General features: G+C 48.3%; 18 protein-coding genes and 1 rRNA gene (1 of these 19 cut by a window edge). 1 reads left to right on the top strand and 18 read right to left on the bottom strand.

Features of this window, described 5'->3' with window-relative positions:
• The 4 genes from ACY2IG_RS01135 to ACY2IG_RS01120 form a co-directional block, all read right to left on the bottom strand.
• Positions 1-163 (bottom strand): 16S ribosomal RNA (locus ACY2IG_RS01135) (it extends 1,399 nt beyond the left edge of the window).
• Positions 164-506: 343 nt separating this feature from the next.
• On the bottom strand, positions 507-1,109 hold the full coding sequence (locus ACY2IG_RS01130; RefSeq protein WP_308102489.1) for a KinB-signaling pathway activation protein: 603 nt from the start codon (positions 1,107-1,109) through the stop codon (positions 507-509).
• Positions 1,110-1,111: 2 nt separating this feature from the next.
• On the bottom strand, positions 1,112-2,143 hold the full coding sequence (locus ACY2IG_RS01125; RefSeq protein ID WP_029343101.1) for an Mrp/NBP35 family ATP-binding protein: 1,032 nt from the start codon (positions 2,141-2,143) through the stop codon (positions 1,112-1,114).
• 144 nt (positions 2,144-2,287) lie between these two features.
• The gene (locus ACY2IG_RS01120) at positions 2,288-2,938 is read right to left on the bottom strand and encodes a M15 family metallopeptidase (RefSeq protein WP_058705165.1); all 651 of its coding nucleotides are present in this window, start codon (positions 2,936-2,938) and stop codon (positions 2,288-2,290) included.
• Between the two features lie 96 nt (positions 2,939-3,034).
• Here ACY2IG_RS01120 and ACY2IG_RS01115 point away from each other — a divergent pair, with 96 nt between their 5' ends.
• On the top strand, positions 3,035-3,322 hold the full coding sequence (locus ACY2IG_RS01115) for a hypothetical protein (RefSeq protein ID WP_056064884.1): 288 nt from the start codon (positions 3,035-3,037) through the stop codon (positions 3,320-3,322).
• Between the two features lie 93 nt (positions 3,323-3,415).
• Here the strand turns inward: ACY2IG_RS01115 and rpsI are convergent, their stop codons facing one another.
• From rpsI to ACY2IG_RS01045, 14 genes are all read right to left on the bottom strand, one after another.
• A complete protein-coding gene (gene rpsI / locus ACY2IG_RS01110; protein WP_023466655.1) occupies positions 3,416-3,808 on the bottom strand; it encodes a 30S ribosomal protein S9 in 393 nt (130 codons plus the stop codon).
• A gap of 24 nt (positions 3,809-3,832) precedes the next feature.
• Positions 3,833-4,270 (bottom strand): 50S ribosomal protein L13, encoded by a 438-nt coding sequence (gene rplM / locus ACY2IG_RS01105; RefSeq protein WP_023466654.1) that lies wholly within the window; start codon positions 4,268-4,270, stop codon positions 3,833-3,835.
• Between the two features lie 168 nt (positions 4,271-4,438).
• Positions 4,439-5,173 (bottom strand): tRNA pseudouridine(38-40) synthase TruA, encoded by a 735-nt coding sequence (gene truA, locus ACY2IG_RS01100; RefSeq protein WP_056064887.1) that lies wholly within the window; start codon positions 5,171-5,173, stop codon positions 4,439-4,441.
• Positions 5,173-5,964 carry an energy-coupling factor transporter transmembrane component T family protein gene (locus ACY2IG_RS01095; protein WP_029343097.1) on the bottom strand — a complete coding sequence of 264 codons (792 nt, stop codon included), beginning with the start codon at positions 5,962-5,964 and terminating at the stop codon, positions 5,173-5,175. The genes truA and ACY2IG_RS01095 overlap by 1 nt, the downstream gene beginning before the upstream one ends.
• Positions 5,961-6,815 (bottom strand): energy-coupling factor transporter ATPase, encoded by an 855-nt coding sequence (locus tag ACY2IG_RS01090; RefSeq protein WP_290754294.1) that lies wholly within the window; start codon positions 6,813-6,815, stop codon positions 5,961-5,963. The genes ACY2IG_RS01095 and ACY2IG_RS01090 overlap by 4 nt, the downstream gene beginning before the upstream one ends.
• The gene (locus tag ACY2IG_RS01085; RefSeq protein ID WP_329469748.1) at positions 6,803-7,633 is read right to left on the bottom strand and encodes an energy-coupling factor ABC transporter ATP-binding protein; all 831 of its coding nucleotides are present in this window, start codon (positions 7,631-7,633) and stop codon (positions 6,803-6,805) included. Before ACY2IG_RS01085 ends, ACY2IG_RS01090 begins: the two co-directional genes overlap by 13 nt.
• Positions 7,634-7,731: 98 nt before the next feature.
• The gene (gene rplQ, locus ACY2IG_RS01080) at positions 7,732-8,103 is read right to left on the bottom strand and encodes a 50S ribosomal protein L17 (RefSeq protein WP_023466649.1); all 372 of its coding nucleotides are present in this window, start codon (positions 8,101-8,103) and stop codon (positions 7,732-7,734) included.
• Between the two features lie 33 nt (positions 8,104-8,136).
• Positions 8,137-9,081: a DNA-directed RNA polymerase subunit alpha gene (locus tag ACY2IG_RS01075; RefSeq protein ID WP_023466648.1), complete on the bottom strand. Its 945-nt coding sequence runs from the start codon at positions 9,079-9,081 to the stop codon at positions 8,137-8,139.
• A 137-nt stretch (positions 9,082-9,218) separates the two neighbouring features.
• Positions 9,219-9,614, bottom strand: coding sequence for a 30S ribosomal protein S11 (gene rpsK / locus ACY2IG_RS01070; protein WP_023466647.1), 396 nt, complete (start codon positions 9,612-9,614; stop codon positions 9,219-9,221).
• 16 nt (positions 9,615-9,630) lie between these two features.
• Positions 9,631-9,996: a 30S ribosomal protein S13 gene (gene rpsM, locus ACY2IG_RS01065; RefSeq protein WP_023466646.1), complete on the bottom strand. Its 366-nt coding sequence runs from the start codon at positions 9,994-9,996 to the stop codon at positions 9,631-9,633.
• A gap of 20 nt (positions 9,997-10,016) precedes the next feature.
• On the bottom strand, positions 10,017-10,130 hold the full coding sequence (rpmJ, locus tag ACY2IG_RS01060) for a 50S ribosomal protein L36 (RefSeq protein WP_003156543.1): 114 nt from the start codon (positions 10,128-10,130) through the stop codon (positions 10,017-10,019).
• Between the two features lie 33 nt (positions 10,131-10,163).
• Positions 10,164-10,382, bottom strand: coding sequence for a translation initiation factor IF-1 (infA, locus tag ACY2IG_RS01055; protein WP_012369032.1), 219 nt, complete (start codon positions 10,380-10,382; stop codon positions 10,164-10,166).
• Between the two features lie 149 nt (positions 10,383-10,531).
• Positions 10,532-11,284, bottom strand: a complete 753-nt coding sequence (gene map, locus ACY2IG_RS01050) for a type I methionyl aminopeptidase (protein WP_023466644.1) — start codon at positions 11,282-11,284, stop codon at positions 10,532-10,534.
• Complete coding sequence (locus ACY2IG_RS01045) at positions 11,284-11,931, bottom strand: adenylate kinase (protein WP_023466643.1); 648 nt, start codon at positions 11,929-11,931, stop codon at positions 11,284-11,286. Before ACY2IG_RS01045 ends, map begins: the two co-directional genes overlap by 1 nt.
• Positions 11,932-11,935: the final 4 nt, after the last annotated feature.

Genomic DNA, 11,935 nt, shown 5'->3' with positions numbered 1-11,935 from the left:
TTATCCCAATCCTTGAGGCAGGTTCCTTACGTGTTACTCACCCGTCCGCCGCTCATTCCACTGCCTTCCCTCCGAAGAGTTCCGTCAGCTTCCTGCGCTCGACTTGCATGTATTAGGCACGCCGCCAGCGTTCGTCCTGAGCCAGGATCAAACTCTCCATGAAGTGTTTGACTTGCTCGTTGTGTGACCGAAGTCACGATTGACGAAGCTTGCGCTTCATTCGTTTTTGTATTCCGTAGAATACGATTTTTGCCTCATCGTTCAGTTTTCAAAGTCCAATATGTCATTTGACGACTTTTAAATCTTACAGTAAAGTAATATGTGATGTCAATTACTTTTTTGAAGTTTTTTTCGTCTGTGACGCTCGCGTTTGGCGTGTGCCTCAGCGACATGTATTAATATATCAACTCTTGTTTTTTTCGTCAACTGTTTTTCTAAAAAAACTTTAGAAAAAAGATAGACCCGCTTGAACTGGTAAAACACTACCCGTTCGCGGGTCTTTTTCATTACGCTTGTTTTTGCGATTGTCCTTGAGAAGCGGGCTTTTCTTGCAAGCGATGCAGCATTAGAATCTGGTACGCATTACAGACTAAAAGTGTCGCAAGCGCCGCCCACAACATCCGTTTGTCTTGTGTCGCCTGCAAAGCAGGTACCCATTCGATCAACGTGATGACGGTCATGAGGAACAATGTCGGAATGAATGCCGTAAAGTTCGTTTCCCGTGCTTTCGTCCGCGCGACTAGGAAGGCAATAAATAACAAGACGACCATCTCACCAATATAGAGACTTGTCTTATCAAAACCATATGCTAGTCCACGTAGATAAACGCCATCAAACAGTGCAAACGCGATCAAGACGATTTGAACACGATTCCAAAGTTTAGCACCTCGGAATAAATCGAGTCCGACGCGATGTAAGATCAAGTACGAGAAGAATCCCATCAAACTGATGGCAGTCCACGTACTACTGTAGGAGAGAGCTGTCACATATCCGCTGATCGATTGATTTCGGATATATCCAGGTTCTGCTACCAAGTTAAACACGAAGCCTACGAGCGTTCCGATTAGGAGCGTCATCCAAAACAGCTTCAAAAATCCTTTAATCTTCATTCTTATCCCTCTACTTTTTCGATGACACGCATGGCGAGTTCATTATAGTACGTCTCAAATGGATGATCATCACGATAGATGGATGGAGCGAAGTCCGCATCATTCGCATATGGTTGTCCAAGTGGAATCTTAGCTAGAATATCGGTTTTTAACGCTTCTGACAACCTCTCTCCGCCACCACTACCGAAGACATACTCTTTTTCGCCTGTCACTTTGCTTTCAAAGTACGCCATGTTCTCGACGATACCGAGTAGACGGTGGTTCGTTTTGATTGCCATTGCCCCTGCTCGTGCTGCAACGAAAGCGGCTGTTGCGTGAGGTGTCGTGACGATGACTTCTTGACAACTCGGGAGCATCGAATGAATATCGAGTGCAACATCTCCTGTACCCGGTGGAAGATCAAGCAACAAGTAATCGAGATCGCCCCATTCGACGTCTGCGAAGAAGTTGTTGAGCATCTTCCCGAGCATTGGTCCCCGCCAGATGACTGGTGCATTATCTTCGACGAAGAAGCCCATTGAGATGACCTTGACGCCAAAGCGTTCTGGTGGAACGATTCGGTCGTTCACGACAGTCGGACGTGTTTCGATTCCCATCATGTCTGGAACACTAAAGCCGTAGATATCGGCATCAATCAAACCGACCTTCTTCCCTGCTCGTGCGAGGGCGACTGCTAAGTTAACGGAAACCGTCGATTTCCCGACGCCCCCTTTACCGGAGGCGATCGCGATGAACGTCGTACCGGATTCTGGTTTAAGGATCGACGGTGTCGTCGCTGCTTGGATCCCGTGATCACCGAGTGCCTCAAAACGGAGTCCCACCGTCTTGAATCCTTTTTCTTTCAGTTCCTTGACGATTTGCTGTTGTAGCACGAGTTGCTCCCCAGAACCGGATTGTGCTAAAGCGATTTTCAGACTGACATAATCACCTTTAATCCGGACGTCACGAATGCCGTTCGTATCTGCAAGCGGGCGGTCAATCGTCGGATCGACGAGCGTTCCGACTACCTCGCGAATTTCTTGTTCATTCAACATAGTGCCTTCCCCCTGAAAACGTTCGATTTAATCCTTATTAGTATAACAAAAATAAGAGAGCGCTTGCACATTTCGACACCGGAAAGGATGACTTTTCCATGTCCAGTGTCAGTTTTCATCATTTTACTCGATCATTCGCTCGTTTTAGAACATTCGGTTCCATGTACGAGGACCCACGACACCATCAACGTCAAGTCCTTGACGTGTTTGATAGGCACGCACCTTCTGAGCCGTCTCTGCATCAAAGCGCCGAGTCACGGTTGCTTTGACTGCACGCTGAATTCGTTCGATATCCCGTGGATTCATATTGGCTGCCCCTTGATACAACGGACGACCTGGATACGGAACGATCGCACGAGAGCGATTCGGCGTTTCTTCAGACACTCCTAGTAATTCAAAGTGTGGATAATCCTTAAAGCTCGTCCAGTCCCCACCCCAAGAAAAGCCACGTCGTTTCATCGCAGCAACAATCTTTTGAAAGCTTTGGTCATTTCGAAATAGCGCTTGTGTACCGTCTTGGGAATATTGAAAGAGGTCGACGGCAATTCCACGGTTATGATTCGATTGTCCCCCGCGTGCATTCGTTACGATTGGTCCCGGTAGTGTCCGTCCCTGTGCGTACAACCGATTCTGTTCTGCGATCGATCGGTACCCTTGGGCGACACCGACATAAATCCCTTGTGCATGCATCTCCCGGATGACCTCTTGCGTCCGTTTGGCGACTTCTCGTGACAGTCCCGAAGCATTCAACTTCCGATTCGCTCGCTCGAGTAACCAGCTGATTGATAATGCCATCTATGCTCACTCCCTTTGTCTCCTGTTCCCGAAAACAAAATCCGCTATACTTATGGAATGCAGAATGATTTTAACTCATATCAAAAGGAGCATCATATGAAAAAACGCATCATTTGGACACTTGGCGTCACCTGTCTCTTACATCTTAGCTTCGTCCTGTATCTGACGCTGCAACCGACCGTAGCTACCAAGACGGAGTTACCGGACAATGCAACCGTCTTGAGTGAAGAAACCTCTTTTACGGGACATGTCGGTCAAGCGACGACACATACACCTATCGCATTCATACAATCTGTCTTTGTTTGGAGCATCCCGCTGACGATCGTCATCCTCTATATTCTTCTGACGATATTGCACCGATTACGCTCCACTCCGTCGTCTTGACTTTAATCGCTGTTCTGACACTTCGTCAGGAGAGCGGTTTTTTAGTGCACAAAAAAACCTCCCACCACAAGGGTGAGAGGGATTCGAAAAGAATTAACGTTTCGAGAATTGTGGTGCACGACGAGCTGCTTTAAGACCGTATTTTTTACGCTCTTTCATACGAGCATCACGAGTCAAGAAGCCTTTCGCTTTGAGTGCGCCGCGGAATTCTGGATCCGCTTGAAGAAGAGCACGTGAGATACCGTGACGGATAGCGCCTGCTTGACCAGTGAAGCCGCCGCCTTTGACCGTTACGATTACATCGTACTTGCCTTCTGTTTCTGTGATTACGAGTGGTTCTTTTGCAGTCATGATCAATGTCTCATAACCGAAGTATTCGCTGATATCGCGACCGTTAACTGTGACTTTACCGTCTCCAGCAACGAGGAAAACGCGCGCTGCCGCGTGTTTCCGGCGACCAGTGCCGTAGTAACGTACATCTGCCATCGTGTAGTTCCTCCTAAATTCGTATTAACCGCGAAGTTCGTAAACTTCTGGTTGTTGTGCTTCGTGCTTGTGTGCAGCTCCAGCGTAGACGTGGAGTTTGTTGAACATTTGACGACCGAGGCTACCTTTTGGAAGCATCCCTTTGATCGCGAGTTCAAGCATGCGCTCAGGTTTGTTAGCAAGCATATCGCGTGCAACAGTCTGCTTTAAGCCGCCTGGATGACCAGAGTGACGGTAGTAGACTTTTTTGTCGAGTTTGTTACCAGTTAAAACGATTTTCTCAACGTTGATGAGGATAACGTTATCCCCACAGTCAACGTGTGGTGTGAACGTAGGCTTGTGCTTACCACGGAGAAGTGATGAAACTTCGCTCGCAAGGCGACCGAGTGTTTTACCTTCAGCGTCGATAAGGAGCCATTTGCGTTCTACATCAGTAGCTTTCGCCATGAAAGTTGTGCGCATGTAAAATACCTCCTAAGGAATTAAAAGTTCTGTTTTTGATTTTTCATTTATTCACTAGGTGAATCTATCATAATCTTAGGTGTACGGGGCTAAGATTGTGGTTTCATAATAAATGAAATGCCAATAAACATTGTATGTTTTTTAATAGCCAATGTCAATTGCCTTTTTTCACTCCGGATAGAAAACTTCCCATAGATAGAGTCCATGAGGAGGCGCCGTCACGCCTGCAACGTTCCGGTCCTTTGCCAGCAACATTTTTTTAATGTCCTCTGGTGCAAAACGACCGCGTCCGACGTCAAGTAACGTCCCGACCATGATCCGGATTTGATTATAGAGAAAACCACTGCCCTGGAACCGAAAGACGAGTTCGTCACCGATCGTCATCAACTCTGCCTCGTAAATCGTCCGGACCCGGTTATCCGTTTCCGTCTTCGCGACACAGAACGAACTGAAGTCGTGCGTCCCGACGAGATGCGCCATCCCTTGGCGTATCCGCTCAAGATCAATCGGATACGGAACATGAACCGACAGATTCCGACGAAACGCATTTTCTTCGCGGCGGACGAAATAGCGGTATTCCTTCCCTACGACATCGTAACGTGCTTCAAAGGTCGATTCGACCTCCTCGCAGCTCCGGACACGAATATCCGCTGGTAAGAGCGTATTAAGTGCCTTAACGACGTTCTCCGGGGGAATCGCTAGTTCCGTATCAAAATGAATGACTTGTCCGTAGGCATGCACTCTCGCATCCGTCCGTCCCGACCCGATGACCTTGACGGGATGTTTGTGCATCCGCGCAAGCGTCGTTTCAATCACTTCTTGAATCGTCAATCCGTTTGGTTGCACCTGATACCCGGCGTAGCCGGTTCCATCATATTGAATCGTACATTTTAAACGACGCATTACCCGATCCCTCGCAATCCTACTAAACTGATCGTCAGGAGGACGAGCAAGATCATCAGACCCGTATCCCGCATCGTCCACTTGGACTCACGTAGACGTGTCCGTCCCTCTCCTCCACGGTACCCCCGCGCTTCCATCGCTGTCGCAAGATCCTCTGCCCGCTTAAAGGCGGAGATGAACAAGGGAATCAATAACGGAATGATCGCCCGTAAACGTTCCTTAATCGGTCCTGCTGACAAATCGACACCACGTGCTTGCTGTGCCTTCATGATTTTCTCTGTCTCCTCTGCTAAGGTTGGTAAGAACCGAAGTGAGATCGACAACATTAAGGCGATCTCATGCGTCGGGACACGGACGACCTTGAACGGCTTCAATAACAATTCAATCGCATCCGTCAATTCGATCGGTGAGGTCGTCAACGTGACGAGTGTCGTGATCGAGACGAGATAGAAGAAACGTAATGAGACGATGATCGCGAGTCGCAGTCCTTCTTCATAGATCCGAAGCCAGCCAAACTCAAAGAGGACAGCCCCTTCGCGCGTGAAGAACAGTTGGATGACGAACGTAAAGACAATCAGGAAAAGAATCGGTCGCAGTCCCTTTAGAACATAACGAAGCGGTAAGCGACTACTCATGAGTGCTAAGAACGTAAAGATGAGTAAAAAAATGTTCGTTGCTGCATTGTTCGCGAGAAAGACGAGCGGAATGAAGCAGAAAGCAAAGATGATCTTAGCGAGTGCTGACGAGCGATGCAAGTACGACTGACCGGGAATATGTTGTCCAACGATCATTCGCTCACCCCCTTCGTCATCAACCAGTCGATCAATTCGGTTTCCGTCCGGATGTCCGGACGTTCCAGCCCACGCTGATCGGCGACTTGCCAGGCAAGCGATAAGACGTGCGGGAGATCGAGATGGAATTGCTCGAGCAAAGTCTCTTCTTTAAACAGATCAAGCGGTAGTCCGTCAAACGCCACCTGTGCATCTTCCATGACGATCACGCGCTCGGCATACTCAAGCACCTGATCCATGTCGTGCGTGATTAGGAGCAACGTCATACCGGTTTCTGCATGGAGCCGGGCAAACAGACTCAGCATATGCTTGCGTCCTTGCGGATCGAGTCCTGCCGTCGGCTCATCGACGATCAACACGTCTGGTTGACTAGCGAGTACGCCGGCAATTGCAACACGCCTCATTTGCCCACCAGACAGGTCAAACGGCGAACGACTCCAAAAGACTTCATCGAGTCCGACAGTCCGTAATGCCTCTTTTGCTAATTGCTCAGCCGTCGCACCATCATGACCGAAGTTCATCGGACCGAACATGACATCTTTTAAAACCGTCTCTTCGAACAATTGATATTCCGGATATTGAAAAACAAGCCCGACGCGACGTCTTAATGGCTTGAGGTCCTGTTTTTTCTTCGGTTCGACGATGATGTCATCGACTTGTACCTTCCCCGCTGTCGGCTTGAGCAACCCATTGATGTGCTGCACGAGCGTCGATTTCCCGGATCCGGTATGCCCTACAAACGCAACAAGCGCCCCTGACGGAATCTCAAGATTCACATCACGCAGCGCGACTCGTTCGAACGGACTATTGAGTTGATACGTATAATTTAATTCCTGGATTAAGATTGGCATAAACGGTTCACCAATTCTCTTTCATCTAGTATCGTCTCCTCGAGTGAGAGACCTTGCGCCCGTAAACGTTCTTGTACCCGAACAACGAATGGAACATCGAGTCCGATGTCTTCTAAGAACGATGCATGACGAAAGACTTCCTGAGGGGATCCTTCTAATACGATTTTCCCGGCATCCATGACGATGACACGACTAGCCCGTAATACTTCGTCTAATTCGTGTGTAATCGCGATGACCGCCATTGGGTGAGTCGCATGGAGTTCCTGAACGGTCGACATGACCTCTTGTCGTGCTAATGGATCAAGCATCGATGTAGCTTCATCGAGCACGAGAACATCAGGGCGCATCGCAAGCGCCGAAGCGATTGCGACACGCTGCTTCTGTCCGCCGGATAGTTGATGGGGTTCCCGATCAACAAAATCCGTAAGGCCAACGCGCGCTAGACTGTCGTCGATACGACGAACCATTTCCTCGCGTGGCACACCCCAGTTTTCTAGAGCAAATGCCACGTCGTCGCGCACGGTCGTGCCAACGAATTGATTATCTGGATTTTGGAAGACGATGCCGATTGCTCGGCGCATCTCCCACAGTTGATCCGGATTTGCACTTGAAAAGCGCTCAGCAACCGTAACAGTCCCTGTCTCCGGTAACAGCAATCCATTAAACAATTTCGTCAGCGTTGATTTTCCAGAGCCGTTGTGACCAACGATGGCGACCCATTCACCTGAACGAATCGTCAGAGAGACCTCGTGTAAGGCTGCTTGCTCCTGTTCCGGATACCGATAGGTGACCTGTTCCAGTTCAATCAGCTTGTCCATGATCTCTCCTCCTTCATCAAATCAATACTTTCATTTTGTAGCAAAAGGGCAGAAGCGGGATACGCACTGCCCTTTTATGGCGAATCATTTAATGAGGATTAAACGAGTTCGATGATGACCATTTCTGCGCCGTCACCACGACGTGGTCCCATTTTCATGATGCGTGTGTAACCACCTTGACGCTCAGCAAAACGTGGAGCCACATCAGCGAATAATTTTTGGATCGCGTCTTGTGCTTTGCCCTCTGCGTTTTGACCAGCAGCTTCACGGCGAACGAACGATGCAACTTGACGACGAGCGTGGAGATCACCGCGTTTACCTAAAGTGATGAGTTTCTCTACGACTGGACGAAGTTCCTTCGCTTTTTGTTCTGTAGTTTGGATACGCTCATTGATGATGAGATCAGTCGCAAGGTCACGCAAAAGTGCCTTACGTTGTGAGCTTGTACGGCCTAATTTCGAGTATGCCATGGATGGATTCCCTCCTTCGTGCAATTAATAGTATTAGTCTTCTTTGCGCAAGCCTAGTCCGAGTTCGTCGAGTTTCGCTTGAACTTCCTCGAGTGATTTACGTCCGAGGTTACGGACTTTCATCATCTCGTCTTCGCTCTTGTTCGCGAGTTCTTGAACCGTGTTGATACCAGCGCGTTTCAAACAGTTGTACGAACGAACTGAAAGATCGAGTTCTTCGATCGTCATTTCGAGTACTTTTTCTTTTTGATCTTCTTCCTTTTCGACCATGATTTCAGCATGGAGCGCTTCGTCTGTAAGACCAACAAAGATGTTTAAGTGTTCTGTCATGATTTTCGCACCGAGTGACACTGCTTCTTCAGGGCGGATTGAACCGTCCGTCCAAACATCAAGCGTCAATTTATCGAAGCTCGCATCTTGACCAACACGTGTTTTTTCAACTTGATAATTTACTCGTTGAATTGGCGTGTAAATTGAGTCGATTGGGATGACACCAATTGGCATATCGTCCCGTTTGTTATCTTCAGCCTGAACATACCCACGACCACGGCGTGCTGTAAGACGCATATGAAGTGATGCACCTTCTGCAAGCGTTGCGATGTGAAGTTCTGGGTTGAGGATTTCGACGTCGCTGTCATGCGTAATGTTCGCAGCAGTGACAACACCAGCGCCTTGAATATCGATCTCAAGCGTTTTCTCTTCTTCCGAGTACACTTTGAGGGCGAGTTTCTTAAGGTTCAAGATGATTTGGGTAACGTCTTCTACAACGCCATCAATCGTCGAGAACTCATGAAGAACGCCATCGATTTGGACTGCAGTGACTGCAGCACCCGGAAGTGAAGACAATAGGATACGACGCAATGAGTTACCAAGCGTTGTACCGAATCCACGCTCAAGCGGCTCAACTACGAATTTACCAAACGTAGCGTTCTCGCTTAACTCGATCGTTTCAATCTTCGGTTTTTCGATTTCGATCATCTGAACCCCTCCTTGAATATCGTCATGTTGGCCATCGCGTTCAATCGCCAACCGCCTTGTGTACGTTTCTACTGCCTTGCTTGGTCAAACGATCAACAAAAGTCTACTCGAATCCCCGCTCTGCAGTACAAGACGGGTTACACGCGACGACGTTTTGGAGGGCGGCAACCGTTGTGTGGTACTGGAGTAACGTCACGGATTGCAGTGACTTCGAGACCGATTGCTTGAAGAGCACGGATAGCTGCTTCACGACCTGCACCAGGACCTTTAACGTTAACTTCTACAGTACGCATACCGTTATCCATTGCTGTTTTAGCAGCTGTTTCAGATGCCATTTGTGCAGCGAAAGGAGTCGATTTACGTGAGCCTTTGAAGCCCATGTTACCTGCAGTTGCCCAAGAGATTGCATTCCCTTGCATATCAGTGATCGTAACGATCGTGTTGTTGAATGTTGAACGGATATGCACGATACCAGATTCAATATTCTTTTTGACTTTACGTTTACTACGAACGTTCTGTTTGCGTTTTGCCATCTTAGTTTACCCTCCCTTACTTCTTCTTGTTCGCTACTGTACGGCGTGGGCCTTTACGAGTACGCGAGTTGTTTTTAGTGTTTTGACCACGAACTGGAAGACCACGACGGTGACGAACACCACGGTAGCAACCGATTTCGATCAAACGTTTGATGTTGAGTGAGATTTCACGACGAAGGTCACCCTCAACTTTGATTTTGTCTAAACCATCACGAAGTTGGTTCAATTGTTCCTCAGTCAAGTCGCGAGTACGAGTATCTTCAGAGATACCAGTTTCTTTCAAGACTTTTTGAGCAGTCGTTTTACCAACACCATAGATGTAAGTGAGTGAGATGACGATGCGTTTCTCACGTGGAATATCTACACCAGCAATACGTGCCATGTGTGCACCTCCTTGTTTAATTACCCTTGTTTTTGTTTATGCTTAGGGTTTTCGCAAATAACCATTACTTTGCCTTTACGGCGGATAACTTTACATTTTTCACAGATCGGTTTAACCGAAGGTCTTACTTTCATTGTGAATACCTCCTCCTGAAAAAATCGGAGTTTTTATTTGAAACGGTATGTGATCCGTCCGCGAGTCAAGTCGTATGGTGACAACTCAACCGTTACTTTATCTCCTGGCAAGATCCGAATGAAGTGCATCCGAATTTTTCCTGAGACGTGCGCGAGGACCGTGTGGCCGTTTTCTAACTCCACCTTAAACATCGCGTTTGGAAGCGGCTCGATAACCGTACCTTCCACTTCGATTACATCTTGTTTCGCCATCAATTATACCCCTTTCTCTATAAAGTTGATTGGGAGCCCAGACGATTTGTAGCGCTAGGGGCTTTCTACAAGAGCCATTGAGAGATCATCGGTCACAAACACGAGTGGATACTGGCTTATAGAAAGGTGACACCAATAACGCGCACAGCTCACTCTGCATCGACCGTTAAGATCTCGTAGCCGTCGTCTGTGATGGCGATGGTGTGCTCAAAGTGGGCGCACATGCTACCGTCCACCGTCACTACCGTCCAATTGTCGGATAGTGTGCGAACATAGCGTTTCCCGACGTTGACCATTGGCTCAATTGCCAGTGTCATGCCGGTTTTCAGGCGCGGCCCTTTCCCCGGTGGTCCATAATGTGGAATTTGCGGATCTTCATGCAAATTTTGTCCCACGCCGTGGCCCACATATTCGCGGACTACAGAAAAATTCGCTGCTTCAACATGTGACTGAATCGCATGCGAAATATCTGTCAGGTGCACGCCAGCTTTGGCGCGCTCCAATCCTTTATACAGAGATTCTTCAGTTACGTCAAGTAACCGCTTCGTCTCTTCAGAGATTGTACCTACCGGATATGTCCAGGCTGAATCTCCGTGATACCCATTGTACTCTGCTCCGATGTCAATCGAGATGATGTCACCGTCCTGAAGTACACGATCTCCCGGAATACCATGGACAAGCTCTTCGTTCACGGAAGCACAGATGCTACCCGTGAAACCATTATACCCTTTAAACGATGGTGTTGCCCCTTGACTTCGAATATAGCGTTCAGCGATCGCGTCGAGTTGCCCCGTCGTGATACCTGGGCGAATATGAGCTTGAAGCTCCTTATGCGTCCGGGCGACGATTTGTCCTGCTTTACGCATGATGTCGATTTCACGCGGCGCTTTCGTGATGATCATTACTGATCACCAAGGAGTGCCTGAACATCGGAATATACATCGTTGATTGGACGATCACCGTCCAAATTACGAAGATACCCTTTTTCTGCGTAAAAGTCAATCAAAGGTTGCGCTTGAGCGACGTTGACTTCCAAGCGACGACGTACTGTCTCCTCTTGGTCATCTTCACGTTGTACAAGTGCTGATCCGTCGATATCACAGATCCCCTCCACTTTTGGTGGGTTGTAGAGAACATGATACGTTGCTCCGCAAGTTGGGCAAATCCGGCGACCTGTCAAACGAGGGACAAGTTTCTCCGGGTCTACACCGATGTGGATGACGTGATCAATTTGTTTGCCCAGATCTTCAAGTAATGCTTCAAGAGCATCTGCTTGTTTCACTGTGCGTGGGAAACCGTCAAGGAGAAAACCATTTGCACAGTCTTCTTTGGCGAGACGCTCACGTACGATGCCGATTGTGACTTCGTCCGGAACGAGTTCCCCTTTATCCATGTATGATTTCGCTTCTTGTCCGAGTGGCGTTGAATCTTTGATCGCCGCGCGGAACATGTCGCCTGTCGAGATGTGGGGGATCGCATAGTCTTCGATGATTTTCGCAGCCTGCGTTCCTTTACCAGCACCCGGCAAACCCATCAATACTAGATTCATGTCG

This window comes from Exiguobacterium sp. EF_C8 (genome assembly GCF_054956715.1).
This window is presented reverse-complemented; position numbering and strand designations above follow the sequence as displayed.

What these genes read in the sequence shown, in the direction of transcription:
- ACY2IG_RS01125 (WP_029343101.1), bottom strand. Translation starts at nt 2,143, where the DNA reads ATGTTGAATGAACAAGAAATTCGCGAGGTAGTCGGAACGCTCGTCGAT.
- rpmJ (WP_003156543.1), bottom strand. Translation starts at nt 10,130, where the DNA reads ATGAAAGTAAGACCTTCGGTTAAACCGATCTGTGAAAAATGTAAAGTT.
- ACY2IG_RS01115 (WP_056064884.1), top strand. Translation starts at nt 3,035, where the DNA reads ATGAAAAAACGCATCATTTGGACACTTGGCGTCACCTGTCTCTTACAT.
- rplQ (WP_023466649.1), bottom strand. Translation starts at nt 8,103, where the DNA reads ATGGCATACTCGAAATTAGGCCGTACAAGCTCACAACGTAAGGCACTT.
- rpsM (WP_023466646.1), bottom strand. Translation starts at nt 9,996, where the DNA reads ATGGCACGTATTGCTGGTGTAGATATTCCACGTGAGAAACGCATCGTC.
- ACY2IG_RS01120 (WP_058705165.1), bottom strand. Translation starts at nt 2,938, where the DNA reads ATGGCATTATCAATCAGCTGGTTACTCGAGCGAGCGAATCGGAAGTTG.
- ACY2IG_RS01075 (WP_023466648.1), bottom strand. Translation starts at nt 9,081, where the DNA reads ATGATCGAAATCGAAAAACCGAAGATTGAAACGATCGAGTTAAGCGAG.
- rpsI (WP_023466655.1), bottom strand. Translation starts at nt 3,808, where the DNA reads ATGGCAGATGTACGTTACTACGGCACTGGTCGCCGGAAACACGCGGCA.
- ACY2IG_RS01045 (WP_023466643.1), bottom strand. Translation starts at nt 11,931, where the DNA reads ATGAATCTAGTATTGATGGGTTTGCCGGGTGCTGGTAAAGGAACGCAG.
- rpsK (WP_023466647.1), bottom strand. Translation starts at nt 9,614, where the DNA reads ATGGCAAAACGCAAACAGAACGTTCGTAGTAAACGTAAAGTCAAAAAG.
- ACY2IG_RS01090 (WP_290754294.1), bottom strand. Translation starts at nt 6,815, where the DNA reads ATGCCAATCTTAATCCAGGAATTAAATTATACGTATCAACTCAATAGT.
- rplM (WP_023466654.1), bottom strand. Translation starts at nt 4,270, where the DNA reads ATGCGCACAACTTTCATGGCGAAAGCTACTGATGTAGAACGCAAATGG.
- truA (WP_056064887.1), bottom strand. Translation starts at nt 5,173, where the DNA reads ATGCGTCGTTTAAAATGTACGATTCAATATGATGGAACCGGCTACGCC.
- ACY2IG_RS01130 (WP_308102489.1), bottom strand. Translation starts at nt 1,109, where the DNA reads ATGAAGATTAAAGGATTTTTGAAGCTGTTTTGGATGACGCTCCTAATC.
- map (WP_023466644.1), bottom strand. Translation starts at nt 11,284, where the DNA reads ATGATCATCACGAAAGCGCCGCGTGAAATCGACATCATGCGTAAAGCA.
- ACY2IG_RS01095 (WP_029343097.1), bottom strand. Translation starts at nt 5,964, where the DNA reads ATGATCGTTGGACAACATATTCCCGGTCAGTCGTACTTGCATCGCTCG.
- ACY2IG_RS01085 (WP_329469748.1), bottom strand. Translation starts at nt 7,633, where the DNA reads ATGGACAAGCTGATTGAACTGGAACAGGTCACCTATCGGTATCCGGAA.
- infA (WP_012369032.1), bottom strand. Translation starts at nt 10,382, where the DNA reads ATGGCGAAACAAGATGTAATCGAAGTGGAAGGTACGGTTATCGAGCCG.